Source organism: Curtobacterium sp. PhB190, from assembly GCF_004365385.1.
GTDB lineage: Bacteria > Actinomycetota > Actinomycetes > Actinomycetales > Microbacteriaceae > Curtobacterium.
The window spans coordinates 1-25942 of the sequence record NZ_SODN01000006.1 but is presented as its reverse complement, the minus strand read 5'-3'; the positions used below and the strand labels follow the sequence as shown (position 1 = coordinate 25942).

The following is a 25942-nucleotide window of genomic DNA, read 5'->3' as shown; positions in this document are numbered from 1 at the left end:
GCCCGTCAGCCGTCCGTGCGGTGCGTCACGCCCGCCGAACGGTCGGCTGCAGTGCCGGGGGCGGCTTGCGCGACGGCCGCTGCGGTCCGGCGCGCCCGGTGCGGCGCTCGACGACCCGCTGGTGCGAGCTCGTCCCACCCGCTGTGCTGGTGCACCCGCCCGTCCGCCGAGGGCCGTGGCTGACGACGGGTGTCGTCGCCGCGAGCGGTGCGGACGGGGGCGACGGCAGGAGCGGCACCGATGCCGTCGGTGGCCCCGTCGACGACCGCGTGGCGGCGGAGTACCCGCACCCGCCACCGGTCGAGCGCCACGACCCCGAGCACGCAGACCAGCAGGGTGAGGGCCCAGCCGAGTGCCGGTCGACCGGTGACCTCGCAGAACACCGTGGCGCCGAGGAACAGGATGCCGAACATGCCGACGAAGCCGATCGCCTCTTCGATCCGGGCCGTGGGCCGGGTGGGTCCGCGCTGTGCCATGGTCGTCAGCCCTTCACGCCACCGGCGGTGAGGCCGGCCACGATGCGTCGCTGGAAGATGAGGACCAGGATCACGAGCGGGATCGTGACGATCGTGCCCGCGGCCATGACCGCCGTGTACGGCTCCTGGTGCGGCTGCGACCCGGCGAACGAGGCGATCGCCACGGTCACCGGCTGCGTCGCGTCGCTCGAGAGCTGCGAGGAGATCAGGTACTCGTTCCAGCTGGAGATGAACGCCAGGATCGCCGTCGTGAACACCGCGGGGGCGGCGAGCGGCAGGATGATCCGCCGGAACGCCTGCACGCGGGTGCAGCCGTCGATGCGCGCTGCTTCCTCGAGGTCCCACGGCATCTCGCGGAAGAACGACGCGAGCGTGTAGACCGTCAGCGGCAGCACGAACGAGATGCTCGGCAGGATGAGCGCCTGGTAGGTCCCCATCCACCCGATGTCCGTGAAGAGCTGGAACAGCGGGGAGATGAGCGCGACCCCCGGGAACATCGAGGCCGCCAGGATCGCGCCGGCGATGAGCGACTTGCCGCCGAACTCGAGGCGGGCGAGGGCGTACGCCGCCGTGGTGCCGACGAGCAGGGCGATGATCGTCACGACGCCGCCGATGAGCAGGCTGTTGGCGAGCGCCCGCCCGAGGTGGTTGCCGAGCGACGTGGAGAACGCCGTCGCGTAGTTGTCGAGCGTGACGTGCGTCGGCCACGGGGTGGCGTCGAACGTGAACCCGACGTCGCGGAAGCTCGTCACCACCATCCAGTAGAACGGCAGGAGGCACCACACGGCGATGACGATCGCCTGCACGGCCGTGCGGACGCGGGGGCCGGTGTCGCGGCGGACCCGGACTTCGGCGCGTGCGCTAGCACGTTCGCCGGGGACTGGCACTGACCGGGGGCGGTCTGCTGCGAGGGTCACTTGAGTTCACCCTTCTGCTGGGCGGCCTGCGTCTGCACGACGTTGGCGCCGAGGAACCGGACGAAGACGAACGCCACGATGAAGATCACCAGGAAGGTGATGGTCGACAGGGCCGACGCGGAGTTGAAGCCCTGCCGGATCTGTTCGACGACCAGGATCGACAGGGTCGTGGTGGCGTTGCCGGAACCACCGCCACCGCCGGTGAGGATCGCGGGCAGGTCGTACATGCGCAGCGCGTCGAGCACGCGGAACAGGATCGCGACCATCAGCGCGGGCTTGATGAGCGGCAGGGTGATGAGCACGAAGCGCTGGAACGTCGACGCGCCGTCCATCTTGCCGGCCTCGTAGACCTCCTCCGGGATCAGCTGCAGCCCGGCCAGGATGAGCAGCGCCATGAACGGTGTGGTCTTCCAGGTGTCGGCGATGATGACCGCCCACCGGGACGCCCACTCGCCGCTCGTCCACAGGATCTGCTGCCCGAGGACGTGGTTCAGGACGCCGTTCGCGTCGAAGATGAAGTACCAGAGCTTCGCGGTGACGGCCGTCGGGATCGCCCACGGCACCAGGATCGCGGCACGGACGAGCGCGCGGCCCTTGAAGTTGCGGTTCATGATGATCGCCATCCACACGCCGATGGCCGTCTCGAACGCCACGGTGACGACCGTGAAGAAGAACGTGTTGCCCATCGACACCCAGAACTGGGAGCCGAGACTGCCGGGCGGGCAGGTGACGTTGCCGCACTGCTGGCCGAGCCAGTGCGCGTAGTTCGTGATGCCGGCGAACCCGCCCTGCACGAACAGGCCGGTGGCCTTGTCGAGGCCCTGGTCGAGCTGGAACGACTGGATGATCGCGCTGATGACCGGGTAGCCGATGACGATCGCGAGGAGCAAGATCGTCGGGCCGATGAGGTACACGGCCCACCGGCCGTGCTCGGCGTTGAGTCCGCCCTTGCGCCGTTGGCGCTTCGGTTCCATGCCCGTCGGGTTGGGGATGGCTGCGGGGATCTCGGTTGCTGCTGACACGGGTCGGCCTCCTTGCCGGGGGTGTCGGAACGCAAGTAGGGGAGGACTGGAGGCACGTGCCGGGATGGCACCGTGCCTCCAGTCCGATGCGGCGTGAGCCGCGTGTCGCTAGCTGCTGGTCGCCGCCTTGAGGGCGTCCTGCATGTCCTTCATGGCTTCGTCGACCGACTTCGATCCCTTGAGCGCCGCGTAGGTGTTGTCCTGGATCGCCTTCGTCACCGCCGGGTAGAACGGCGTGACCGGGCGCGGCTCCGCCGACTCGATCGACTTGAGCAGCGTCGGCAGGTACGGCAGCTTCCCCGTCAGCTCGGAGTCGGTGTAGAGGTCACCGACGACCGGGGCGAGCGACCCCTGCGTCGCGAAGAACTTCTGCGTGTCGTTCGAGATGAGGAACTCGAGGAAGTCGTGCGCCGTCGCCTTGTGCTTCGAGTACACGCTGATCGCGGCGTTGTGGCCGCCGAGCGTCGAGGCACCGGTGCCGTCCGCACCCGGGATCGGCGCGATGCCGAACGTGTCCTTGACCTTGCTCGAACCGTCGGTCTTCGCCAGGTTGTAGACGTACGGCCAGTTGCGCAGGAACAGCAGCTTGCCGGCTTCGAACGCCGTGCGACCCTGCTCCTCCTGGTACGTGATCGCCTCGGCCGGGATGTTCCCGTCCTTGAACGCGTCGACCAGGTTCTGCAGGCCGGCCTTGGCGTCCGAGGTGTCGACGTCCGGGTCCCCGCTCTTGCTGAGCACCGAACCACCGGAGCCGTTGATCGCCTCGGAGGCGTTCACCGTCAGGCCCTCGTACTTCGCGAACTGCCCGGCGTAGCAGCCGATGCCCTTGTCCTTCGCGATCTGGCAGTCGGCCATCATCTCCTTCCACGTGGTCGGAGGCGTTTTGACGAGGTCCTTGCGGTAGTAGAGCAGCGCGCCGTCCGAGGTCTGCGGGGCGGCGTAGAGGGTGTCGTTGTACGTCGCGGTCTTCACCGTGGCCGGCAGCAGCTTCGAGGTGTCGATCTCCATGTCACCGGTCAGCGGCGTCAGCCAGCTCTTCGCGGCGAACTCGGCGGTCCAGACGACGTCCACGTCGACGACGTCGTAGTTGGCGTCCTTGGCCTGGAAGTGCTGCACGAGGTCGTCGTGCTGCTGGTCGGCCTGGTCGGACTGCTCCTTGAAGGTGACCTTCTCGTCGGGGTGGGCCTTGTTCCACTTCGCGATCAGCGGGCGGACGACGTTGGAGTTGTCCTTGCCCTGCACGTAGGTGATGGGCCCGCGGCTGTCCTGGCCGCTCTTGGCGTCGTCCGAACCGGCGCCGGAGCTCCCGCTCGAGCAGCCGGTGAGCACGAGGCCGATGACGGCGACCCCGGCAACGGATGCGAACCGCACCCTGGAGCGTGTTGTCTTCACAGCGTTGTCTCCTCATTGAGATCACCAGGGGGCATCGATCGGGTTCGACGACACTGCCCTGGAGCAGGCGCCGCTGCCTGCTGGTGGAGGAAGCTACGCCCGCCGCAGGGGTTCCGCAACCGGTTGCATCGGTTCCGTGACCTGAGCGTGACCTTGGAAGTCCCGGAGACTTCCTGGGTGAGCGCTCACCCTCGTTCGAGGGACCCCTGCGCGCCACTGCGGAACTCCGCATGAACACCGCCACCGGTGTCCCGCACCGTTGTCCGCACCCACGGCCCCACGTAGCGTCCACGACATGGCCACCCTCCACCCCGCCGACACCGTGCCCGCACCGCGCCGTGTCATCGGCGTCGACCTCGACGCCCCGCTCCCCCGTCTCGTCGCCGACGAGACCGGCGAGTCCGCCATGGTGATCGGCTACCGCGGCGGCCACCCCACCGGCACCCTCGACGTACTGCTCACCGACGACCCCGCAGACGCGGCCCGCGCCCTCGAGGCGCTGCAGGAGACCGTCCTGGCCGACGTCCCTGCGGTGTCCGACGACGACCTGCCGACCATCTCGGTCGTCGTGTCCACGATCGTCGACCGCGTCGAGGACCTCGGCAAGCTGCTCGACGTCCTCGAGCACCTCGACTACCCGCGGCACGAGGTCATCCTCGTCGACAACCGCGTCCGCGTCCCCGCCGGCGACGCACTGCCCGCGATGCTCGCCGGGCGGAACGTCCGCCTCGTCGAGGAACGCCGCCCCGGTCTGTCCGCCGGACGGAACGCCGGTGTCGCCGCCGCGACCGGCGACGTCATCGCCTTCACCGACGACGACGTGCGCGTCGACCCGCAGTGGCTCCGCGCCATCGGGTCCCGGTTCGTCAGCGAGCCCGGCCTGGACGCCGTCACCGGCGTCATCCTGCCGAGCGAGCTCACCACCCCCGCCCAGATCTGGTACGAGGCGTACTACGGCGGGTTCAGCGCCGAGCGCACCTTCTCGCCCGTGACGATCGTCCCGGACGACGTGCAGGGCACCATGCGGCACGCCCGCGTCTCGGCGGTCACCCCGTCCGGCGAGGTCCTCAAGCACTTCGCCGTCTACGGCATCGGCGCGTACGGCGCCGGCGCGAACATGGCCTACCGTCGCACCCTGATCGAGGCCGTCGGCGGCTTCGACCACACCCTCGGCGCCGGCTCCCCCGCCCGTGGTGGCGAGGACCTGGCGATGTTCATCGAGACGCTGTGGCGCGGTGGGAAGATCGGCTTCGAGCCCCGCGCGGTCGTGCACCACCGGCACCGCCAGACCATCGAGGACCTGCACAAGCAGCTGCACGGCAACGGCGTCGGCTTCACCGCGCTGATGTTCGCGCTCGCCGCGAAGGACAAGCGGCACGTCGCCGTCCTCGCACGCCTGATGCCGCTCGCCGCGAAGGTCAAGTCGAAGCAGATGCTCTCCCGCCTGGCCGGACGCCGGGACGCCGCGACCGAGGTCACCAACGACGCCTCGACCACGCGCATCCCGAAGACCCTGGCGTACCACGAGCTGCGCGGGTTCCCCGCCGGCCCGGCCGCCTGGTTCCGCAGCCGACGCCGCTGGCGCGACGTCGAGGCCGGCCGCTTCCGGCCGTAGTCGCGCAGCGTGACGGACGGGAGGCCCGTGGCAGTGTCGCCACGGGCCTCCCGTCTGTTCCGACGCGCACGCGGAACGCGACAGAGCACGCGTCGATCGACGCGTGCTCTGTCTCAAACCGGGTGCGGCGACCCCGCCCAGCCGCGCCCGGCGCCCGGCGCCTCAGCGCGCGGTCAGCCGCCCGGCCAGGTACCGCCACGGCCCACCCAGCGCGGCCGTCAGCTCGGCGCGCTTGAGCCCGCGCGTCGCCTCGGTGAACTCGGCGTCGACGGGCCAGCCGCCGCTCGCGTCGACGGGGCGCTCGTCGGCACCCTGCCCGAGCGCGCCGAGCCGGCGGAGCGCGCCGGCCGCACGCCGCAGCACCGCGAACGCCGTCGAGGGCCGCAGCACGAGCTTCGTCACCCAGGCGCCGAGCCCGGTGCCGTAGCCGATCGCCTGCGAGCGCAACGCGGCACGGTCCTTGCGGTGCTCGTGCCAGACGACGGCCGAGGGCTCCACGGCGAGCGCCCCACCGGCGAGCAGGACGCGGGTGAACAGGTCGGGGTCCTCACCGGCTCGGGCGCGGGTGCCGGGGCCGAGGGCGACGTCGAAGCCGCCGAGCTGGCGGACGGCGTCGCGGCGCACGGACATGTTCGCGCCCGTGCCGAACGCGCCGACGGTGAAGGGGAACAGGGGCTCGTCGACGGGCGGGGCGGACGTGCGGTACACCCGGCGCTCGAGGTTCCGCGCCCAGGTCACCCGCTCGTCGAAGAAGCGCTGCGTGGGGGTGCGGAGCTCGCCGCTTGGGACGAGTCCGGTGACGCACCAGACGTCGGCGTCGCGCTCGTAGGCGGCGGCGATGGCGGCAATCCAGTGGCGGTCGACGACGACGTCGTCGTCGATGAACGCGACGATGCCGCCGGTGGCGCGAACGAGTCCGGCGTTGCGGGCGCGGGAGACGCCGGCACGTGCCTCGAGGACGTAGTGCACGCGCGGGTCGTCGACGGCGGCCACGACGTCGCGGGTGCCGCTGGTGACGGGCGCGTTGTCGACGACGAACAGCTCGAAGTCGTCGTACGCGGACTCGAGGACGGAGCGCACGGCGCGGGCGAGCGCCACGGGCCGCTCGCGGGTGCCGATGACGACGGAGACGCGTGCGCCGTCCGCGGGGGCGTCGACCGGGAGGCCCGGGGCCGGCAACCGACGCAGGGCCGGTCCCAGCTCGGCCGGGTCCACCGCCCCGCGGTCGTCGACGCGCACGTCGACGAACCCGGCGACGTCGCGGCCGTCGCGCACCATGAGGCGGGCGCGGCGGAAGCCGCCGGCGCCGGCGAGGTGCACGGTGTCGGCGGCGAGCGCTGCGGACCGGTCGACGGCGCCGACCCAGGCAGCGCCGACCCAGGTGGGGGCGTCGGGCGAGGGCATCGCGGGGTCGAGCGTGAGGGCTCGTTCCGCGGTGGTGGTGTGGTCGGTCATGTTCGTCCCGTCGGGCCGGTCTGGTCGGGTGGACGTGGCAATGCTCCGCGCGCGTCGACAGGGGGTCAACCGCGATGCTCGGAGGATGCGGGGAGGCTGCGGTTTGCCGCCACTAGACTCGCGGGAGACGCCGGTCGACCCGCCGGTGCGACCCCGGTCCCCGCCGGACACGAGGAGGACGCATGCCGCTGGCCCGAACGATGGACCGGCTCGGCCTGACCAGGCGTCCACGCCCGACGTTGCACCTGGTTCCGGACCCCGAAGCGTCCGACCTCGTCGTGGTGCACCTCGATGCCGACGACGCCGCGTGCGGCACGTGCGGGCACGCCCAGGCGGCACACGAGCACTACCGTCCGGGCACGGACTGCGCGCTCTGCGACTGCCCGAAGTTCCGCCGCGCCCGCTGACGAGATCCCCCTCGCGCGATCCCCCTCGCGCCCCCCCCCCCCCCCCCGGATCGGGGGGCGCCTGCGGGAAACCGCCGTTCCCCCGCAGGTGGTCCCGACCTCCCTTGTCGGTGCTGCCGGGCCCGCTTAGCGTCGCGGACATGGCCATCACTCCCACGCCACTCGCGTGCATCGTCCTCGCCCACGAGGACCCGACGCACGTCCGTCGGCTCGTGGCGGCGCTCGACCCGTTCCCGGTGTTCCTGCACTGCGACGCGAGCACCGACGACGACGTCTTCGAGGCGATGACCGCCGGCCTGCCCGAACGGGTGCACGTGCTGCCGCGGATGCGCACCGGATGGGCGAAGTGGGAGAACGTCGCGGCCGAGGTCGCCGGCTACCGTGCTGCCCTGGCGCAGACGGACGCCACGCACGTGGCGCTGCTGACCGGCAGCGACTACCCGCTGGCCGACGCCGACGAGATCTCGGCGCTCCTGACCGCGAACCCCGGGCGGTCGTTCGTCGAGGCGAAGCCGCTCCCGCACCCCGCGTGGGGCCGCGACGGCGGTCGGTCGCGCGTGCGGTTCCGGCACTGGGCGTGGCGGAAGCACATGCTGCGTCTGCCGGTCCCCCGTCGGGTCCCGCGGGACGTCGTGTTCGGCGGCGGCTCGCAGCTCAAGGTCCTGGCCCGCCACCACGCGCAGGGGGTCGTCGACGTGTTCGACGGGCGCCCCGACCTGGTGGCGTTCTGGGAGCGGGTGTGGATCGGCGACGAGACCTTCGTGCCGTCGGTCCTGCTGACCCCGGCGTTCACCCCGGACTTCGCGGACGCCCACGCGGTGCAGCCGCTCTGGTGGATCGGGTGGGACGGCACGAAGCAGAAGAGCCCGCCGTGGCTCGGGATCGAGGACGCCGGCCGGGTGCTGGAGCGTCGTACCGCGGCTGACCAGTCGACCCCGTACGTGTTCGCCCGGAAGTTCTCGACGTCCCGGAGCACCGACCTGCTCGACGTGGTCGACGCGACCTTCGGGCTCCGCACGTCCGCCGACGACCAGCCGGTGGTGGTGGCGCAGTGACCGTCCCCCAGACCCGACGCGAGGCGCGTGCGGCCGAGGCGGCTGCGCTGGCGGCACAGCCCGACGACGACGAGCTCGAGGCGTCCGTGCAGCCCGCGGCCCCCGGCGCGCTGTCCACCGACACGGACTCGATCGCCGTCGCACGCGGCTCGTCCGTCCTGTTCGGCCGGGGCCTGCTGTACGTGGTCGTCTGGTCGATGCAGCTCGTCGTGAGCTCGCTGATCTCCCCCGTGCTCGCGCACCTGATGCCACCGGCCGAGTTCGGCGTGCTGGCCTCGGCGATCGCGCTGTACCAGGCCCTGGTGGTCGTGGCCGTCTGCGGCATCGACCAGGCGTCGGTGCTGCAGCGCGCCGAGGACGGCGACGACCGGCGTGCCCGCGGCCTGATGTTCGTCGGCATGGTCACCGCGGTCACCGTCACCGTGTTCGCCGTGGTGTCGATCCCGCTCTGGGGCGACGCCGCGGGCTTCGTCGACCAGCACCCCCTGCTGCTGGTCGCCGTGCTCTGGACCGGGCCCGCCGCGATCGTGCAGCTGTCCCTCGCGTTGCTCGTCGCCCAGGACCGCATCCGCGTGTTCGCCGTGACGAGTCTGCTGTCGTCCGTCGGCGGGTCGATCATCGGTCTCGGGCTCCTCGCCGCCGTGCACGCTGACGCGACCACGTACGCGTGGGGCGGGGTCGTGGCGCAGGGCGCTGCGATGGTCATCGGCATCATCGCCACGAAGCCGCGCGTCCGCGGTCTGTTCGACCACCGCACCACGGTCCGGGCGTTCAAGCTCGGTGTCCCGATCGCGCTCGGCAGCCTGTCGTACTTCGTCCTGAACGCCGGTGACCGGCTCGTCGTGCAGCGTCTGCTCGGTGCCGACGAGGTCGCCCGCTACCAGATCGCCTACGTCGTCGGCTCCGCGGTCATCCTGCTGCTGACCTTCACGAACCAGGCCTGGGCGCCGCACTTCGCCGCCCTCCGCGACGCCGTGGCCCGCCGCCGGCTCGCCATGCACGCCCGGGACGAGCTCTACATGCTCCTCGCCCCCGTGCTCGTCGCCGTCACCCTCGTGTCGCCGGTGGCGCTGCCGATCCTGGCCCCGGCGTCGTACCGGGTCGAGTCCCTCACCGTCGTCGTCTTCGTGGTCGCCCTGACCGCGTTCCCGGTGGTCGCGAGCGGTGCGACCGGCCGGCTCCTGCTGGTCGAGCGCCGCGGCGTGACGGTCGGCGTCATCGGCGCCGTCGCCGGTGTCGTGAACATCGCCGCGAACCTGGTGCTGGTGCCCCTGACCGGCATCGTCGGCGCGGGCATCGCCACGGTCATCGCCTACGCCATCCTCGCCGCGCTGCAGCAGGCCTCCCTGCCGGACCGCCGTGAGTGGCGCGGCCCTCGACGCCGGGTGCTGCTCGCCATCGCGATCGCGATCGTCGTCGCTGCGGCCTCGCTCCTCCCGCCGCAGGACCTGGCGTGGAACATCGTGCGCATCGTCGGCGTCGCCGCGTGCCTGCCCTGGTTCTTCCGCCGCCTGAAACTCGCTCGCGGAGGATCCGCATGACCCGTCCCACCCCCCGTCCGCTGCGTGTCGTCGTCGCCACCAACGGACTCGCCATCACCGGCGGTGTCGAACGCTGCGTCGTCGAGGACGTCGGCGAGCTCGTCGCAGCCGGCCACGACGTCGAGGTGTGGCACCGCGCCGGTCCGGACGGCGACCCGGACGAGGGCCGCGCGGTGTTCGACCGGCTCGGTGTCCGACTGCGCCACGCCCGCGACTACCGCTTCGGCATCCGGACCGCCCCGACGGACGTGTTCCGCTTCGTCCGTGAGGGCCTGCGCCTCCGCCGGTCACGCCCGGACGTGCTGTGGCTGAACCGTCCGGAGTTCCTGCCGTGGGGCCGCGTCGTGTCCTTCGTGTCCGGCGTCCCCCTGGCCGTGCACCTGCACCACGCCCCGAACTACCGTCGGCTCGGCCCGTTCGCCGGCGGCCGGACCCGGTACCTCGCGGTCTCGGCGGCGATGGCCCGTGCCTGGACCGCCGTCGGTGCGCCGCCGGACCGCGTCGACGTGGTCCCGAACGGCGTCGACACCGCGGCGTTCCCCGCCGCCACGCCGGCGAGCACACGCCGAGCACGCGCTGCGCTCGGCCTCGACCAGGACCGCCCCGTGGTGCTCTACTACGGACGGCTCACGCGGTCGAAGGGCGTCCTGGCCCTCCTGGAGGCGTGGGGTCGCGTCCACGCGTCGGCCCGCGTCCTCGTCGGGCCCGGCACACCGCCCGCCCCGGCTCCGGTGCTCGTCCTGGCGGGTGCGCTGTACCCGCAGGACGCCCCCGCCGTGCACCGCGCGATCGCCGCGTTGCCCGAGGGATCCGTGGTCGTGGTGCCCGAGCGCGACGACGTCGTCCCCCTGCTGCACGCCGCCGACGTCGTGGTGGCTCCCTCCATCGAGCCCGAGGGGTTCGGCCGCGTGGTCGTCGAGGCGATGTCCACCGGACGCCCCGTCGTCGCGGCGGCGTCGGGCGGCACCGCCGAGATCCTCAGCGGCGAGTGGACGCGCTTCACCGTCGACCCCACCGAGACCGCCGCGCTGGCCGACAAGGTCCTCGAGGCGCTGCACGCGGCCGAGACCGAACCGGGACTCGCGGACCGGTGCCGCGCCTGGGTGCGGGACCGGTACGGCCGGGAGCGGCACGTCGCGGCGCTGCTCCGGGCGCTCGAGGCGCACGCAAAGCGCTGACGGACGACGACCGAGCGGTGCCGACGACGACGTCGGCACCGCTCAGTCGTTCGGGTCCGTCGTCGCGGTGTCGTCCGGCAGCGACGCGCTCGGCGCGGCACCGTCCGCCGGCACGTCGATCGTCATCCAGTCGATGAGGAGCGACCCGGCGGCGTCCGCCGGTGGGTTCCCGTCGTTCGACCCGGCCTGCACCACGAGGTGCATCCGAGCGGTCGGGATGTTCTCCGTGGTCGTGCCGACGACCTCGTCGTCGACCAGGAACGACATCCGGTCGGCGGTCCACTCGATCGTGTACGTGTGCCAGTCCTGCAGCGACGCCTCGGTCTGCTGGTGGATGCACTTCTCGGCGGGGTCGGCCAGGCAGTGCACGTTCAGCCAGGCGGGCGCACCGAGCGCCCCCTCGGGGAAGTCGATCTCACCGTCCGACCACAGGTTCTCGTCGCTCCACAGCAGCACGGCGACGCCGTAGCCGTCGACCTCGTCGCTGCGCATCCGGATGCTGTACCGGCCGGCGGTCTGCCCGCCCCACTCGCCGTCGACGAGCGGCACGACACCGCCCGCCAGCGGCACCCCGGCGCGCGTGGTGCGCAGACGCACGTCGAGCACGCCGTCGTGCGCCGACAGGGTGGACGCCTGGTAGCGTCCCGTCCCCGCGGTGTCGGCGAACCCGTGGTACGCGACGAACCGGTCCGAGTACCGGGACTCGAAGGTCCGGTTCGTGGCGGCGTCGGCGAAGTCCTCGCCGAACACCCGGGTCCACCCCTCGGGCTCGGAGCTCGGCATCGAGACGCCGCTCGGGTCGTCGAGGGTCACGTCGTCACCGTTCGCCGTGGTGGTCGCGGTCGTGGTGCCGGCGACGATGCCGGCAGCCACGATCAGGGCGCCGGCCGCGAGCGCGGTCCGGCGGGTGCCGGGGCGCCGCGGCGGTCGGTGCCGGGACAGGCCGCGACCGTGTGCCGGTGGGGCGCCGTGGGCGGATGCCGCGTCGTCGGCGACGTGTTCCGACCACGTGGGGCGGGCCTCCTGGCCGTCACCCTGCTCGTCGGTCACCCGGTCGTCCACGCGCGGATCTCGGAGAGTCCGACGTTGCCCGTGCTGTTCGAGACGCCCGTCACCGTGAACCGCACCCAGGTGACGTCACGCGGGGTGAAGTCGACCGTCAGGGCGTCGCCGCCGTTCGGCAGGGTGCCGACCGCGACCTGGCTGCCGTCCGAGAACGTCAGGGTGCCGCTGGTGACCTGGTCCGAGCTGTTCGGGCGGTCGTTCAGGACGATCCGACCGAGGTGCTGCGAGGTGGCCCAGTCCAGCTGGATCCACACCCCGGTCCGGCCCCACGGGGCGACCCACTCGGCCGTCGGGTTGTCGGGGTAGCCCGACACGACGCCGTCGACGGCCTTCGCGACGGTCTGCCCGGTGGACTGGTCGTCCCACGCGGCGGTCGGGGTGGCCGACCCGGTGACGTCCGACAGCGTCGGCGTCGGGGTGGGCGTGGGTGTGGGCGTCGGGGTGGGCGTGGGCGTCGGTGTCGGGGTCGGGGTCGGCGTCGGCGTCGGCGTCGGGGTGGGCGTCGGCGTGGTGTCCGCCGGCCGGAACGCCCGGATCTCCGCGAGGCCGACGTTCCGGGTCGTGCTGCTCACGGAACCGACCGTGAACCGCACCCACGTGACCTGACGGGCGCTGAACGCGACACGCTGCACGGCTCCCCCGTTGTCGAGCGACGGGACGGCGACGCTGGTGCCGTCGGAGAACGTCAGCGTGCCGCCGGTCACCTGGTCGTCGCTGTTCGGCCGGTCGGCCAGGTCGATCTCCTGCAGGGTGGTTCCCGCGGACCAGTTCAGCTGGATCCACGTGCCCGCTCGGCCACCGGGCGCCGCCCACTCGGCCGTCGGGGCGTCCGGGTAGCCGCTCACGACGCCGTCGACGGCCTTCACGGCGGTCTGACCGTCGGCCGGGTTCTCGGCGCTCGCGGTGACGGTCGCGCCGGCAGTGACGTCGGTGCCCTGCGAGGTCGGCGGGTCCGTCGGGGGCTGGGCCGACGAGCCGACGGCGTACTGCCGGCTCAGCCAGGAGCCCTCCGGGCGCGACGCGCAGGCGGAGGTGGAACCACAGGTCTCACCGTCGTACGCGGCGTAGGCGAAGAAGGCGGCGGCCTTCGCGGCCGTCTGCGCGGAGCTCAGGTTCGACGGGCGGTCCGCGATCGGGTACCCGAGGTAGCCCGTGAACGTGTGCGCCGCCGTGTAGGCGGACTGCGCCTGGTCGGCGAGGTACGCGACGGTGTGGTGGTCGCTGTGGTCGCCGTCGCCGTACGTGCCGCCGTGGTCGAGCGTGTGGATCTCGGTCGGCGCGTACCCGGTGACGAGCCCGGAGAACGTCGCGCGCAGGTCGGTCAGCGAGAAGGACGTCGGTTGGGCTGCCCCGGCGACGGTGTGGATCGTGCTGATCTGGCCCTCGTAGAGCTTCTCCAGGCTCTCGCTGCCCGTGGCCGCGAAGCCGGAGCCGTCGATGTTGCCGTCCGGCAGCTCGAGGAACACCAGGCTGAGCCGCGGGGCCGTCGCCAGGGTCGCCGTGCGCAGCGTGTGGCCGGCGACCGAGAGCTGCCCGGCGGTCCAGTTCGACGAGACGCCGGCGATCGACGCGTACGACGCCATCAACCCGTTCTCGCGGGACTGCCAGTACCAGGCGGGCTTGCCGGCGTCACCGGCGGTGACGATGACCGAGCGGACGCACTTGCCGGCGTCGATGTCGGCGCGGAGCTCGGTGCCTGAGAACAGCAGGTCGTCGTCGGCGTGCGCCACCATCGTGAGGACCCGGCCGGCGCTGCAGTCGGCGTTCGCGGCGGCCGTGCCACCCGTCGGTGTGCTGCTGGGCGTCGGCGTGGGCGTGGGCGTCGGCGTACTGGTCGGCGTGCTCGGCGGCGGTGTCTTCCGACCTCGTGCGTCGGCGGACATCGCACCGCCGGGTCCGGCGATGACGGCGACGACGACCGCCAGGACCCCCAGGACCGCCGCGGCGGACGCGGCGCGCGTGCGCCACGTCCGCCGGGAGGCCCGGGCCGTGCGTTCCTCAGTTCGTCGCATGCGCCAGCCCAGCCGGGGTCAGTTCGTAGACGGCGGTGGTGCCGGAGCCGAAGACGCGCTTCCAGTAGGGCGAGTCGGCCATCGCGGCCGCGAGCTCCTGGTAGTCGGCGTCGGTCTGGTACCCGTACCGCTCGTCGTAGGCGCCGAAGGGCTCGGCGACCAGTGCGTAGTACTTCGTCGCCGGCCAGTCCAGGACGAGCTGGCGGGTCATCGTGGACACGTCGGCCTCGGCGTCGTAGCCCTCCGGCTCCGGGTACGCCCCGAGGACCTCGCGGGACAGCGCCCCGACGTCGAAGTAGCGTGCGCCGGTGTTGCTCGGGACGGCGTTCGCCGAACCGGTCAGCAGCATCATCGAGCCCTTCGGCGCGGTCGCGTCGTAGAACTGCGTCGCCGCCGACTGGCTGCGCGTCGGGACGCGGTTCCAGTCGAGGGCGGTCTGACCGAACGCGCCGATGCCGACCATCGCGGCGACCGCGGCCGCAGCGACGACGACCTTGACCGCCGTGGGCCGCACCGCACGGGTGACGAGTCGACCGACGGGAGCCAGCCGGCCGCTGGGCATCGGGAGCCCCGCCGCCAGGATCGCGATCCACGGTGTCGCGAACAGCACGACACGGAAGATGCCCTCCTGGCCGTAGTTCGTCGCGACGAGCAGCGAGATCGGGCTCGCCGCCGTGGCCAGCAGTCCCCAGTGCACGCGGTCGCGGCGCATCAGCACGGTGATCACGGCGACGAGACCGAGGACCACGAGGGCCGCCGCGGGGATGTCGAACGCGAGCCGTGTGACGAGCGGCTTCGGCAGGACCGTCATGTCGTGCGACGGCGGCTGCACGTTGTCGAGCACCTTGCCGACGGCTCCCAGGGACAGGAACTTGCCGAGGATGTCGTCGTTCAGCAGGGCGAAGCCGACGGCGGGGACGAGCACCACGACGGGCAGCCACCAGGGGCGGAGCAGTCGGAACACGATGAGCGTCACGAGTGCGGCGACCGTCAGGTACGGCGAGATCTGGTGGGTGACGACCAGCACGATGCCGATCAGCGTGATGGCGATGATCCGGGACAGGCCGACGCGGCGGGCCCGCAGGATCGTCGTGCGGACGCCGTCGGCGGCGGTCACCGCGGTGCGTCGCAGCGGGCCGACGGCCAGCACGAGGATCACCAGGGACATCAGGATGCCCACCGACTGCGGCGAGAAGTACGTCGTGTTGAGCGAGCCGGTCATCGCGGTCAGGAACGCGGCGATCCAGGGGCGACGGTTGCCCGGCAGCCAGTTGGCGGCCAGGACCCCGACGGCGATCGTCGTGCTGAAGGCCAGCAGGACGGGGACCCACGCGGCGATGGTCATCGCGTTGTCGATCCCGCCGACGTCCGCGACCCAGGCGCCGCCGGCGAACAGGCCGGACCACGTCTGGAAGATGTCGGCGGCCGGGTTCGTCGAACCCCAGCGGCGGATGTACTCGAGCACGCCGATGTGGCGAGCGGCCGCCATCACGGTGGGCATGCCGTAGGTGATGGCCTGTGCGAGCTGGATCGACCCGCCGAGCACGACGACCGGGATCGCGAGTCCGCGACCGCGCACCAGGGCGACGACGGCAGCAGCGACGACGAGCGCCAGTCCGATGACCAGGGCCGGGCCGAGCGACCCGAACAGCCCGTCCGGCACCGGGTCGCCGATGTGCGTGAGCGCGGCGACGACGATGACGAGCAGGCCGACGACCGAGCCGGCGGTGACGGTGTGAGTGGTGGTCCAGCGACGGGCCGTGGCGCCCACGGCGGCCGGCTCGAGGCGGGCGCGCTGCAGTTCGGCGACGTCACGCGGCACGGCGATCGCGAGGGCGACGGCGGTGAGCACGACGACCCCGACGAACGGCACCGTGGGGTTCCAGAGCTGGAACGTCGCCATCGTGTAGCCGATGCCGATCGTGCCGACGAGCGACGCCGTGACCGCGAAGACGCTGAAGCGTGCCAGCGGCATCGGGCGGACGAGCAGCAGGGGTGCGACGCCGAGCAGCGCGAACAGGTACACGCCGATCGCACTCCCCCGCAGTACCGGGAGTCCGGCGATCGCGGCGACCCCGGCGACGAGGAGCGTCAGGACGACGATCGCCGCTGCGGTGAGTCGTGCGATCGGGCTCATCGCGTCCACCGCGAGCGGGCGGGCGGGACCGGCCGAGGCCAGACCGTGCCGGAGCTCGTGGCGACCGCGGGCGTTCCGGTCGATCGTGCCACCACCACGCAGTCGTTCGACGAGCGCCAGGAACGGCGCCGTCAGGACCGAGCGCTGCTCGACCCCGCGCAGCCGCCGCTGGGTGGCGGCGAACTCGGCGTCGACCGCGTCGGGCACGCGGTCCGCGTCACCGGGCTGGTCGCCGGCGATGTCCGTCGCACGGTCGCCCTGCTCGAGGCCGAGTCGTGCGAAGGCGCTGAGCGCCTCGGGCGCTGCGTCCACCGATGCGGTGAGCGACTCGCGGTCGATGGCGTTCTTGGTCATCCAGGCTCCGAGTCCGTGGCCGTGCGCGGCTGCAGCGGCGCGGAGCGACGCGACGTCGTCCGCCGATCGCTGCCACGCGATGGCGGCCGGTTCGACGGCGATCGCGGATCCGGCGAACAGCAGTCGTGTGAAGAGGTCGAGGTCGTCGCCGGCACCGACGCGGGTGCCCGGTCCGAAGGCGGTGTCGAAGCCGCCGATCCGGAGCGCGGTCGCGCGGTGCACGGCGAGGTTGTCACCGGTGCCGTAGGCAGCGGCGGCGAAGGGGTGGTGCGGGGGCACGTCGTCGGTGTCGTCGAGGCGGAACACCCGACGGCGGACGGTGCGGCCAGCTGCGGTGCGGTCGTCGTGCCAGCGCTGCGCGGGGGTGCGCAGTTCGGCGCTGGGGACGAGCCCGGTGACGCAGGCGACGTCGGGGTCCGCGGCGAAGGCGGCGGCCAACGCGGCGACCCAGTCACCGTCCACGACGGCGCCTTCGGCGACGAACGCGACGACCTCGCCGCTCGCGGCGAGGAGTCCGGCGTTGCGGGCGGCGGCGAGGCCACCGGTCGGCGCGGCGATCGTGGTGACGCTTCGCCCGCCGATCTCGACCGTCGCGGTGCCGCTGTCGTCGGCGCCGTGCGAGACGACGACGACGTCGAAGTCGGGGTACTCGTTGGCGAGCACCGACCGCATGGTGGTGCCGGCGGCCCCGTCCGTGCAGAGCACCACGGTGACGGACGGCAGCACCAGACCTGCTGCCGGCCGACGCTCGGGCACCGGCATCGGCCGGATCGCGCGCTGGAGGGTGCGGACGTCGATGGTCCCGCCGATGCGGCGACGCTCGGTGATGTCCGCCTCGACGAAGCCGAGCGGCTCGCCGTGGTCGCGGACGAGCAGTCGAGCGCGCCGGTAGCCCGCGGCGCCCTCGAGTGCGACCACGTCACGGTGGCTGGACGCGTGCACGTCGGCGCGGTCGACCTCGCCGACCCACAGGGCGCCGTCCCACGTCGGGGATAGCGGCCCGGTCACGATCGGCGAGATGACCATCGCCAGGGTCGCGCGGGTCACCGCGTCCCCACCGGCTGGGGGACGGGGGCGGCCGCCGGGGTGCGGACGACGACGCCACCGAGGACACGCCCGACGGCGTAGCCCGTGACGGTCGACGCGACGGAGAGCACGATCGCGAAGGCACGCAGGGCACCGCCACGACCGATGTGGCGCAGTTCGCGCAACACCGCTCCGGGGATGACCTTCGTCAGGTACGTCGACTCGCTGGCGAGCGAGTCACCCGTGCCGACGCGACGGCTCAGGACGGCCTTCGAGATGCCCTCGTAGTAGCTGCGACGGCGCAGGTAGCGCATCGTCACGCGGTCCGGGGAGACCCGGTGCGAGACGTTCGAGCGCGGTTCGTGGCGGATGCGCGCACCCGGACGGGCCTGGGCGATGCGGATGCAGAGTTCGGTCTCCTCGCAGCCGAGCGGCTGGTTGCCGACGCGGCCGATGCCGGAGCGGAACCCGCCGGCGAGCATGATCGCGTCACGGCGGAACGCCATGCTCGAGCCGATGACGTTGCGCACGTCGCCGGGGGTCTCGGGCAGGCCGCGGTAGGAGCAGCCGACGATCCAGAGGAGTTCGTCGGCGTACGGGCCGGCACCGGTGGCGGTGGGCCAGGACGGTGTGGCCCGGCCGCCGACGCCGACGACGTCCGGGTCCTCGAGGGCGGTGAGCATGTGGCCGAGCCAGTCCGGGTCGGCCGTCGCGTCGTCGTCCAGGAACGCGACGACGTCGGCGTCGGTGAGGGCGACGCCCGTGTTGCGGGCACCGGACAGGCCGCGGTCCTCGGTGTTCGGGACGACGCGGAGCTCGGGCCAGCGTGCCGCGGCGCGGGCGAGGAGCTCGGGTTCGTGGTCGATCACGACGACGACCTCGGGGGCCTCGGGCTGGCGCTTGGCGGACTCGACGCTGTCCTGCAGGTCGCCCCAGCGCTGCTGGGTGTAGGCGCAGATGACGACCGCGACGGTCGTCACGCGACTTCCTCCTCGAGGCTGGCGACGGCCGCGACGGGGGCGCCGTGCGGGGCGTGCGCGCCGAGCGGGGCGTGCCCGGCCGCGTGGACCGGAGCGTGCGGTGCGGAAGCGTGCGGTGCGGAAGCGTGCGGCACGGCGGCCAGCTGCTCGGCCGGCGGCACGACGCTCATCGCGGCGCGACGGACCTCGGAGCGGCCGATCGCTGCGCGACGACGCTCGTGCATGATCGACTTCAGCACCCGGATGCCGTCGGTCACGGCGTTCAGGTTGCTCGAGCCGTGCACGCGGAGCTTCTCGTGGCTGGGGACCTCGGTGATCGCGAGCTCGGCGGCCGACCAGCGGCAGGTGAGCACGGTCTCGATCTCGAACCCGTCGCCCCAGAGCATCGAGCCGTCGGACGGCTTCGGCAGCTCGGAGGACAGCAGGCCGATCTCCGGCAGGACGTCCGCCCAGAAGGCGTTGTAGCCGTAGCAGAGGTCGCTGTAGCGGGTGCCGAGGATGATGTTGCAGAGCATGTTCAGGCCACGGTTGCCCAGGTTGCGGACGATCGTGATGTCGTCGCTGCCGCCGCCGAGCGAGTAGCGGGTGCCCTTCGCGACGTCGGCGCCCTCGACGAGCGCCTGCACGAAGCGCGGGATCTCGTCCGGGTCGGCGGAGCAGTCGGCGTCGAACATGACGACGACGTCGCCGGTGACGGCCTCGAACCCGCAGGCGAGGGCGTTGCCCTTGCCCTTGCGGGTCTGGTGCACGACGCGGATGTCGGGCATCACGCGCTGCGCGGTGGCGATGGTGTCGTCGACGGAGTTGCCGTCGACCAGGATCACCTCGTACACCGGCGGGAGCTTCGGCAGGATGATCTCGAGGTTTCGGGCCTCGTTCCGCGCCGGGATGACGACGGAGACCCTCGGGTCTGCAGGGCGAACGGTACGTGCGGGCATGGGCGCGGTCCTGTCGGGTCAGGGTTGCTGTCGGGTTGTGGCTCGTGTGACGAGCGGCGCGTCCTCGGATGACGCATCGACGACGGTGACCGTCGTCGGTCGAGCAGCGGGACGCGGGTACGACGCCGCCGGCTTCGCAGGTGAGTGGGTACTCTCCCCCGCGTGTCCAACCATCGTCGCGGGCTGGCAGGCGGTCAATGCGCGGTGCGGTCCATTGCGGACACTCGGCCGCGGATACGGAAACCCGCAACACCGCGCCGGCCGCGTGCCGTGGACGCAGGGGCAGACGTGACGGGAGGCCCGGTGCCAGCCCGCCCCGCGCCTCCCGTCCGTCACCCGGCTCAGTTCCGGGCCGCGCCCTCCGTCGCGAACGCCGCACGCAGCGCCGTCGCGAGGTCGGCCACGTGCGGTTCCCGCAGCAGCGAGCTGTGCTCGGCCGCGATCCGCACGGTCTCGGTCCGCCCGCGCAGCAGCGCGGACCAGCCGGTCGCGTCCGGGTTCGCATCGGCGAGCACGTACGTCGCCCGTCCGTGGAACGGCGTCGGGTGGTGCCGCCGGGTGACGAGCTCGGCCTGGTCGAAGAAGGCGTCGAAGTCCCTCTGCCCGCCGTGCCGCAGCACACCAGCGCTGTAGGCCCGCGCGCGCTTCGCGACGTGCTCGCCCCACGACATGCCGGACGGCATGACCCGCCGGACGGCCCCGGCGAGGCGCTGGCCGACGACACGGACGGCGGGGTTGCGGTGTTCGCGGGGCTCGAGCCGTCCGAAGTGCTTCCGGACCCCCTCGGCCCCGGTCCGCGGCAGGTAGGTGTCCAGCAGCGCGACGTGCTCGACCTGCTCGCCGCTCTCGGTGAGCAGCCGGGCGATCTCGAGCGCGATCAGTCCACCGAGCGAGTGGCCGACCAGCAGGTACGGTCCGCGCGGCTGCACGATGCGCATCAGGGCGACGTACCGGCGGGCGCTGGCCTGGATGCTCCAGTCCGGCATGCCCCGACGCTCGAGGCCGTGCTGCTGGAACGCGTACACGTCGTGCTCGGGCAGGTAGCGGGACAACGGCAGGAACGTCAGGGCGAGCGCTCCACCGCCGGCGAAGCAGAACACCGGCGGACGCCCGGACTCGCGCGCGCCGGACACCTTGACGACGTCGGGGTGGCTCGGCAGCGCCGTCGTGCCGCTCCGCACCCGTCGGGCGAACGCCCGGAGCGTGGGGTGCTGCAGGACGTCTGACGAGCGCAGGTCGATGCCGAGACGGCTCTGCACGAGCGCGAGCATCTCCTCCGCCGACAACGAGTCGCCGCCGAGGGCCGAGAAGTCCTCGTCGAGGTGGACGCCGCGCAGGCCCAGCACCTCGGCCCAGATCTGCCCGACCACGAGCTCCCACTGGTCGTACTCGCCCTCGACCATCTCGGTCTCGATGCTCGGTGCACCCGGCAGCTCGGCCCGGTCGACCTTGCCGCGTTCGTTCCGCGGCAGCTCGGTCATCGGCACGATCGACGCCGGCACCATGTACTCCGGCAGGCGGTCGCGCAGGGCCAGGCGCAGGGCCGCGGGCGCCGGTGTGCGCTGGCCCGGACGGCCGACGACGTACGCGACGAGGCGGGTGACGGCGGGCGGGTCGACCTGCGCGGTGACGACGGCGTCGTGCACCTCGGGGATCGCGCGGAGCGCCGCCTCGACCTCGCTCGGTTCCACGAGGTACCCGCGGACCTTGACGGCGTCGTCGGAGCGTCCGAGCAGCACGAGCCGGCCGTCCGGCTCGATCCGGGCCAGGTCGCCCTGGCGCCAGGTCGGCGTGCCGTCGTCGGTGCGTCCGGCGCGCTCGGCGGTCTTCTCCGGGGCACCCCAGTACCCGGCGGTCAGGCCCTGGGAGACGATGACGAGTTCGCCGGTCTCCCCCGGGTCGGCGGGGCTGCCGTCCTCGCGCAGCACGAGCACCTGCTTGCCGGGCAGCGGCCACCCAGCGGGCACGACGCCCACGGGCACCGGGGCACCGGGCTCCACGGGGCAGTAGGCCACGCAGCCGGTCTCGCTCGACCCGAAGGCGTTCAGCAGCAGGGTCGTCGGGTCGAGGTGCGGTCGGGCGGCGGCGATGTCGGCACCGGTCACCGCCTCGCCGGTGGTCATCAGGAAGCGGAGGCCGCCGAGCGCGGGACCCGCCCCGGACGCCTGCGCCCCGGGTGCCGTCTGCGAGCCGACGATCGAGCGCAGCAGGTGCGGGGTGCAGACGAGGACGTTCACGCCGTCGGCGGAGAACCGTGCGAGCAGGCGTTCGACCCCGAGCTCGCGGGGTTCGAGGAGCACGACGCTGCCGCCGCTCAGCAGGGTGTCGAACGAGAACAGCAGACCGGCGGCGAACGACAGCGGCAGGACCACGCCGAGGCGGTCGCCCGGTCCGGTGCCGAGGGCGACGGCGTCCTGCTCGGCGTTCGCGAGCTGCTGCCGGTGCGTCAGGACGACGCCCTTCGGCATGCCCGTCGAGCCGGAGGTGAACACGATCGCGAACGCGTCGTGGCCGCCCGGGCGGGTGCCGGGCGCGTCGGCCGCTGTGTCCGTCTGCGTCTCGCTGCCCGCTGTCTCGCCGCGTCGTTCGATCAGCTCGTCGAGTGCGTGCACCCGGCCGTCCCGGTCGGCGACGACGGTCGCCGCCAGGTCGGCGCGTGCGGCGTCCGCCACGATCTCGTCGACCCCGGCGAGCTGCGCGACGTGCCCGAGACGGACCGCTGGCAGGTGCTCGTCGAGCACCACCACGGTGCGCCCCGCCCGGACGAGCGCCAGGATCGCGACGACGGCCTCGGTGGTCTGGCCCGCCATGACGCCGACCGGCTTCGATGCCCCACCGGCCACGGCGCCGACGCCGGCACCACTGTGGTCGTCGGGTCGGAGCTCGGCCCCGAGCACCGACGCGAGGTCGCGCGCCGCCCGGTCCGCCTCACTGAACGTGTAGGGACGGCCGTCCCCGGCAAGAGCAGCGGCGTCGCCGTGGAGCGCGACCACACGGTCCCAGCGGTCCAGCACGGAGTGGTCGTCGGCCAGCGGGATCGCGGCGCGGTGGGTCCAGTGCTCGGTCGTCGTCAGCGGGTCGGCGGAGGTCACGATGACACCTCGGATGCTCGTCGGCGGGCCGCCGCGGGTCCCGCGCCGGTCCTGCGACGGTACGTCCGACGCGGTACGGCCCACGAGCCGTGTCGCGCGGGGTGCGGGGTCACGCAACCCGACCGGGAGGCCCGGTGCACCTCCGCCAGCGTGCTCGGCCCCCGTACGGGGACGGTCCAGAGCCGGGGGCGGCCCGGGTGGGCGCGGAGCATCGTGCGGTTCCGCGCAACCTCGGAATGCGCAGTCCGGAGCCTGTGGATCGCCGATGGAGGCGATGGCGGCGCACGAGTCCGGAGACGAGAACAGCCCCCGGGGATCCCGGGGGCTGTTCTTCGAGTGCTGGGGTACCTGGACTCGAACCAAGAACGACGGTACCAGAAACCGCTGTGTTGCCAATTACACCATACCCCAAAAGGCCTGCTGGCCTTCTGTCCCCGTTGTCCGGGGCACGATCAACTACTGTACAGCATCCCGGAGGTCCACGAGACCACCCACGAGGTCTCGGTGCACTGCCGCGGCCGTCGTGGCACCGTGCCCGGCGGCGACGATGAGCTGCTCCGGCCCGGGAGGGGTCACGTCCCCCACGGCGTACAGCCCTGGAACCGTGGTCCGGCCGACCCGGTCGACGACGAGGAGTCCGTGGGCATCGCGCTCCGGGGCTGTCGGCGCACCGGGCGTGTCGGAGCGCAGCCAGTCGAGGTCGGCGTGCCACGTCGGCCGGACGAACCCGCCGGTCCGCGGCTCCACGTGGCCGTCGACCAACCGGACCCCGGTCATGCCGGTCCGGTCGCCCTCGAGGTCCTCGATCACCCGCTCGTCGACCACGACGCCGGCACGCGCCAACCGGGCTCGCCCCGCGTCGTCGAGCGGAGCGACACCGTTCGTGTACACGATGAGGTCGTCGGCCCACGCCGCGATGAGCAGTGCCCGGTCCACGACGTCGTCGGTCTCGCAGATGAAGGCGAGGGGCTCCCCCGCCTTCTCGTACGCGTCGCACTCGACGCAGCTGTGCACCGCGGTGCCGTACAACGCACGGAGCATCGGCAGTGCCGGGAACTCCTCGCGCAGCCCCGTGGCGACGACGACGGTCCGCGCCCGCGCGTCCACCTCGGCACCACGCCAGGTCCCGTGCAGCCGCCACCCGTCGGCGTCGGGGGTCACCAGGTCGACGACGGCCTGCACGATCGTCGCCTCGGGGTACTCCTCGACCTCGGCGCGACCGAGCTTCCGGAGCTCGAGGGGGGAGATCCCGTCACGCGTCAGGAAGCCGTGCGACCGCAGGGTCGCGGCGTTGCGTGGCCGGTTGGCGTCGACGAGGAGCACCGTGCGCTTCGCCCGCACCAGGTTGAGCGCAGCGCTCAGACCGGCCGGTCCGGCGCCGATGACCGCGACGTCGTGGACGACCGGGGTACTCGGCACGCCCGTGGGTCCTGCAGCGCTTCCCGCGGTGCTCATCGTTCGCCGTTCAGCGGGCCGCGAGGGCGCGGAGCCGCGTCAGGGTGGACTCCTTGCCGAGGATCTCCATCGACTCGAAGAGCGGCGGGCTGATCCGGCGCCCGGAGACCCCCACGCGCAGCGGACCGAAGGCGACCCGGGGCTTCAACCCGAGGTCGTCGATGAGCGCCGTGCGGAGGGCACCCTCGATCGCCTCGGTCCGCCAGTCGTCGAGCTGCTCGAGCGCCGGGATGCCGGCCGTGAGCACGGCGCCGGTGTCGCCCTTGAGCGATGCCAGTGCGTCGTCCTCGACCACCAGGTCGGCGTCGGCGGTGAACAGGAACCCGAGCATCGCCGGGGCCTCACCGAGCAGCTGCATGCGCTCCTGGACGAGCGGCGCTGCCTTCGTCAGGACCTCGGTCTGCTCCGCGGTCGGCGGGTCGGCCACGAGGTCGGTCAGGTACGGCAGGAGCCGGGAGCGGAAGTCCGACGGCTCGAGCAACCGGATGTGGTCGCCGTTGATCGCCTCGGCCTTCTTGTGGTCGAACCGTGCCGGGTTCGGGTTGACGTCGGTGACGTCGAACGCCGCCACCATCTCGTCGATCGAGAAGACGTCGCGGTCGGCACCGATCGACCACCCCAGCAGGGCCAGGTAGTTGACGAGCCCCTCGGGGATCATGCCGGCGTCGCGGTGGTGGAACAGGTTCGCCTCGGGGTCGCGCTTCGAGAGCTTCTTGTTGCCCTCGCCCATGACGTACGGCAGGTGACCGAACACCGGGATCGCCGGTGCGAGCCCGATCTCGTACAGCGCCTCGTACAGGGCGATCTGCCGCGGGGTCGACGACAGCAGGTCCTCACCGCGGAGGACGTGCGTGATGCCCATCAGGGCGTCGTCCACCGGGTTCGTGAACGTGTACAGCGGCTTGCCGTTCGGGCGGACGACCACGAAGTCCGGGAACGTCCCCTGCTTGAAGGTGATCTCTCCACGGACGAGGTCGTCGAAGCTCAGGTCACGGTCCGGGACCCGGAGTCGCAGCGCCGGCTCACGGCCCTGGTCGCGGAACGCCTGACGCTCGTCGTCGGACAGGTCCCGCTCGTGGTTGTCGTAGCCCTGCTTCGGATCGCGCCCGGCAGCCTTGTTGCGGGCCTCCATCTCCTCGGGCGTGACGAAGGACTCGTAGACGTGCCCGGACGCCTTGAGCTTCGCGATGACGTCGTCGTAGATCGCGGTGCGCTGCGACTGCCGGTACGGTCCGTGCTCACCGCCGGCGTCGACGCCCTCGTCCCAGTCCAGCCGGAGCCAGCGCAGGCCGTCGAGGATCTGCGCGTAGGACTCTTCGCTGTCCCGCGCGGCGTCGGTGTCCTCGATGCGGAACACGAGCTTGCCGCCGGTGTGGCGTGCGTACGCCCAGTTGAAGAGCGCCGTGCGGATGAGCCCCACGTGCGGGGTCCCCGTCGGGCTCGGGCAGAAACGGACGCGGATCTCGGACCCGGAAGCAGTGGTGAATGGCGCAGTCATGACCCGCCAATGCTACCGTCACGCCCTGCTCGAGCGACCCGTGAACGCAGAAAACCCCTGACCAGTGCTGGTCAGGGGTTCCCTGGTGTTGCAACGTTAAGTCCGGCGGCGTCCTACTCTCCCACAAGGTCCCCCTTGCAGTACCATCGGCGCTGAGAGGCTTAGCTTCCGGGTTCGGAATGTGACCGGGCGTTTCCCTCTCGCTATGACCACCGGAACACTTTCGACCATGAATCTGGTCTCAAACATGTTCCGGCTGCTGCCCACGAATGGGCAGAGCGGTGTATTCAGTTTGATTCCCGATCGTCTGTCGGGAACCACAAAGTG

General features: G+C 72.4%; 18 protein-coding genes, 1 tRNA gene and 1 rRNA gene. 5 read left to right on the top strand and 15 right to left on the bottom strand.

The features are described 5' to 3' along the window. Nucleotides 1-5 precede the first annotated feature (5 nt). The 4 genes from EDF47_RS20065 to EDF47_RS10990 form a co-directional block, all read right to left on the bottom strand. Entirely contained in the window at nucleotides 6-476 is a 471-nt protein-coding gene (locus EDF47_RS20065; protein WP_208320952.1) for a hypothetical protein, read from the bottom strand. Nucleotides 477-481: 5 nt separating this feature from the next. Continuing rightward, entirely contained in the window at nucleotides 482-1393 is a 912-nt protein-coding gene (locus EDF47_RS11000) for a carbohydrate ABC transporter permease (RefSeq protein ID WP_194673456.1), read from the bottom strand. Further along, nucleotides 1390-2367: a sugar ABC transporter permease gene (locus tag EDF47_RS10995; RefSeq protein ID WP_131879923.1), complete on the bottom strand. Its 978-nt coding sequence runs from the start codon at nucleotides 2365-2367 to the stop codon at nucleotides 1390-1392. Before EDF47_RS10995 ends, EDF47_RS11000 begins: the two co-directional genes overlap by 4 nt. Nucleotides 2368-2523: 156 nt before the next feature. Continuing rightward, entirely contained in the window at nucleotides 2524-3807 is a 1284-nt protein-coding gene (locus tag EDF47_RS10990) for an ABC transporter substrate-binding protein (RefSeq protein WP_133937164.1), read from the bottom strand. A 295-nt stretch (nucleotides 3808-4102) separates the two neighbouring features. On the opposite strand from EDF47_RS10990, the gene EDF47_RS10985 reads away from it, so the two are divergent. Continuing rightward, nucleotides 4103-5422 (top strand): glycosyltransferase, encoded by a 1320-nt coding sequence (locus EDF47_RS10985; protein ID WP_131846380.1) that lies wholly within the window; start codon nucleotides 4103-4105, stop codon nucleotides 5420-5422. Nucleotides 5423-5584: 162 nt separating this feature from the next. Here EDF47_RS10985 and EDF47_RS10980 read toward each other — a convergent pair whose 3' ends face one another. Beyond that, entirely contained in the window at nucleotides 5585-6877 is a 1293-nt protein-coding gene (locus tag EDF47_RS10980) for a glycosyltransferase family 2 protein (RefSeq protein WP_133937166.1), read from the bottom strand. A 182-nt stretch (nucleotides 6878-7059) separates the two neighbouring features. On the opposite strand from EDF47_RS10980, the gene EDF47_RS10975 reads away from it, so the two are divergent. The 4 genes from EDF47_RS10975 to EDF47_RS10960 all read left to right on the top strand — a co-directional run bounded on the left by EDF47_RS10975 (nucleotide 7060) and on the right by EDF47_RS10960 (nucleotide 11058). Further along, entirely contained in the window at nucleotides 7060-7284 is a 225-nt protein-coding gene (locus EDF47_RS10975; protein WP_133937168.1) for a hypothetical protein, read from the top strand. 140 nt (nucleotides 7285-7424) lie between these two features. Continuing rightward, a complete protein-coding gene (locus tag EDF47_RS10970; RefSeq protein ID WP_111086034.1) occupies nucleotides 7425-8339 on the top strand; it encodes a beta-1,6-N-acetylglucosaminyltransferase in 915 nt (304 codons plus the stop codon). Further along, complete coding sequence (locus EDF47_RS10965; protein ID WP_133937170.1) at nucleotides 8336-9880, top strand: oligosaccharide flippase family protein; 1545 nt, start codon at nucleotides 8336-8338, stop codon at nucleotides 9878-9880. The genes EDF47_RS10970 and EDF47_RS10965 overlap by 4 nt, the downstream gene beginning before the upstream one ends. Further along, nucleotides 9877-11058, top strand: a complete 1182-nt coding sequence (locus tag EDF47_RS10960; RefSeq protein ID WP_133937172.1) for a glycosyltransferase family 4 protein — start codon at nucleotides 9877-9879, stop codon at nucleotides 11056-11058. The genes EDF47_RS10965 and EDF47_RS10960 overlap by 4 nt, the downstream gene beginning before the upstream one ends. Nucleotides 11059-11100: 42 nt before the next feature. On the opposite strand, the gene EDF47_RS10955 is transcribed toward EDF47_RS10960, so the two are convergent. The 10 genes from EDF47_RS10955 to rrf all read right to left on the bottom strand — a co-directional run bounded on the left by EDF47_RS10955 (nucleotide 11101) and on the right by rrf (nucleotide 25832). Further along, complete coding sequence (locus EDF47_RS10955; protein WP_133937174.1) at nucleotides 11101-12108, bottom strand: glycoside hydrolase family 16 protein; 1008 nt, start codon at nucleotides 12106-12108, stop codon at nucleotides 11101-11103. Then, nucleotides 12105-14135 carry a PIG-L family deacetylase gene (locus EDF47_RS10950; protein WP_133937176.1) on the bottom strand — a complete coding sequence of 677 codons (2031 nt, stop codon included), beginning with the start codon at nucleotides 14133-14135 and terminating at the stop codon, nucleotides 12105-12107. Before EDF47_RS10950 ends, EDF47_RS10955 begins: the two co-directional genes overlap by 4 nt. Further along, on the bottom strand, nucleotides 14122-17673 hold the full coding sequence (locus EDF47_RS10945; RefSeq protein ID WP_133937178.1) for a glycosyltransferase: 3552 nt from the start codon (nucleotides 17671-17673) through the stop codon (nucleotides 14122-14124). Before EDF47_RS10945 ends, EDF47_RS10950 begins: the two co-directional genes overlap by 14 nt. Further along, nucleotides 17670-18632 (bottom strand): glycosyltransferase family 2 protein, encoded by a 963-nt coding sequence (locus EDF47_RS10940; protein WP_123294830.1) that lies wholly within the window; start codon nucleotides 18630-18632, stop codon nucleotides 17670-17672. Before EDF47_RS10940 ends, EDF47_RS10945 begins: the two co-directional genes overlap by 4 nt. After that, nucleotides 18629-19570: a glycosyltransferase family 2 protein gene (locus EDF47_RS10935; RefSeq protein WP_133937180.1), complete on the bottom strand. Its 942-nt coding sequence runs from the start codon at nucleotides 19568-19570 to the stop codon at nucleotides 18629-18631. Before EDF47_RS10935 ends, EDF47_RS10940 begins: the two co-directional genes overlap by 4 nt. A 341-nt stretch (nucleotides 19571-19911) precedes the next feature. Continuing rightward, on the bottom strand, nucleotides 19912-22662 hold the full coding sequence (locus EDF47_RS19840) for an alpha/beta fold hydrolase (RefSeq protein ID WP_166673225.1): 2751 nt from the start codon (nucleotides 22660-22662) through the stop codon (nucleotides 19912-19914). A gap of 339 nt (nucleotides 22663-23001) precedes the next feature. Further along, nucleotides 23002-23073, bottom strand: a tRNA-Gln gene (locus EDF47_RS10915). Between the two features lie 45 nt (nucleotides 23074-23118). Beyond that, nucleotides 23119-24081: an NAD(P)/FAD-dependent oxidoreductase gene (locus tag EDF47_RS10910; protein ID WP_243834045.1), complete on the bottom strand. Its 963-nt coding sequence runs from the start codon at nucleotides 24079-24081 to the stop codon at nucleotides 23119-23121. Between the two features lie 46 nt (nucleotides 24082-24127). Continuing rightward, the gene (gene gltX / locus EDF47_RS10905) at nucleotides 24128-25615 is read right to left on the bottom strand and encodes a glutamate--tRNA ligase (protein ID WP_133937186.1); all 1488 of its coding nucleotides are present in this window, start codon (nucleotides 25613-25615) and stop codon (nucleotides 24128-24130) included. Nucleotides 25616-25715: 100 nt separating this feature from the next. Continuing rightward, nucleotides 25716-25832 (bottom strand): 5S ribosomal RNA (gene rrf / locus EDF47_RS10900). Nucleotides 25833-25942: the final 110 nt, after the last annotated feature.

What these genes read in the sequence shown, in the direction of transcription:
- EDF47_RS20065 (WP_208320952.1), bottom strand. Translation starts at nt 476, where the DNA reads ATGGCACAGCGCGGACCCACCCGGCCCACGGCCCGGATCGAAGAGGCG.
- EDF47_RS10970 (WP_111086034.1), top strand. Translation starts at nt 7,425, where the DNA reads ATGGCCATCACTCCCACGCCACTCGCGTGCATCGTCCTCGCCCACGAG.
- gltX (WP_133937186.1), bottom strand. Translation starts at nt 25,615, where the DNA reads ATGACTGCGCCATTCACCACTGCTTCCGGGTCCGAGATCCGCGTCCGT.
- EDF47_RS10975 (WP_133937168.1), top strand. Translation starts at nt 7,060, where the DNA reads ATGCCGCTGGCCCGAACGATGGACCGGCTCGGCCTGACCAGGCGTCCA.
- EDF47_RS10960 (WP_133937172.1), top strand. Translation starts at nt 9,877, where the DNA reads ATGACCCGTCCCACCCCCCGTCCGCTGCGTGTCGTCGTCGCCACCAAC.
- EDF47_RS10980 (WP_133937166.1), bottom strand. Translation starts at nt 6,877, where the DNA reads ATGACCGACCACACCACCACCGCGGAACGAGCCCTCACGCTCGACCCC.
- EDF47_RS10935 (WP_133937180.1), bottom strand. Translation starts at nt 19,570, where the DNA reads ATGCCCGCACGTACCGTTCGCCCTGCAGACCCGAGGGTCTCCGTCGTC.
- EDF47_RS10950 (WP_133937176.1), bottom strand. Translation starts at nt 14,135, where the DNA reads ATGCGACGAACTGAGGAACGCACGGCCCGGGCCTCCCGGCGGACGTGG.
- EDF47_RS10985 (WP_131846380.1), top strand. Translation starts at nt 4,103, where the DNA reads ATGGCCACCCTCCACCCCGCCGACACCGTGCCCGCACCGCGCCGTGTC.
- EDF47_RS10995 (WP_131879923.1), bottom strand. Translation starts at nt 2,367, where the DNA reads ATGGAACCGAAGCGCCAACGGCGCAAGGGCGGACTCAACGCCGAGCAC.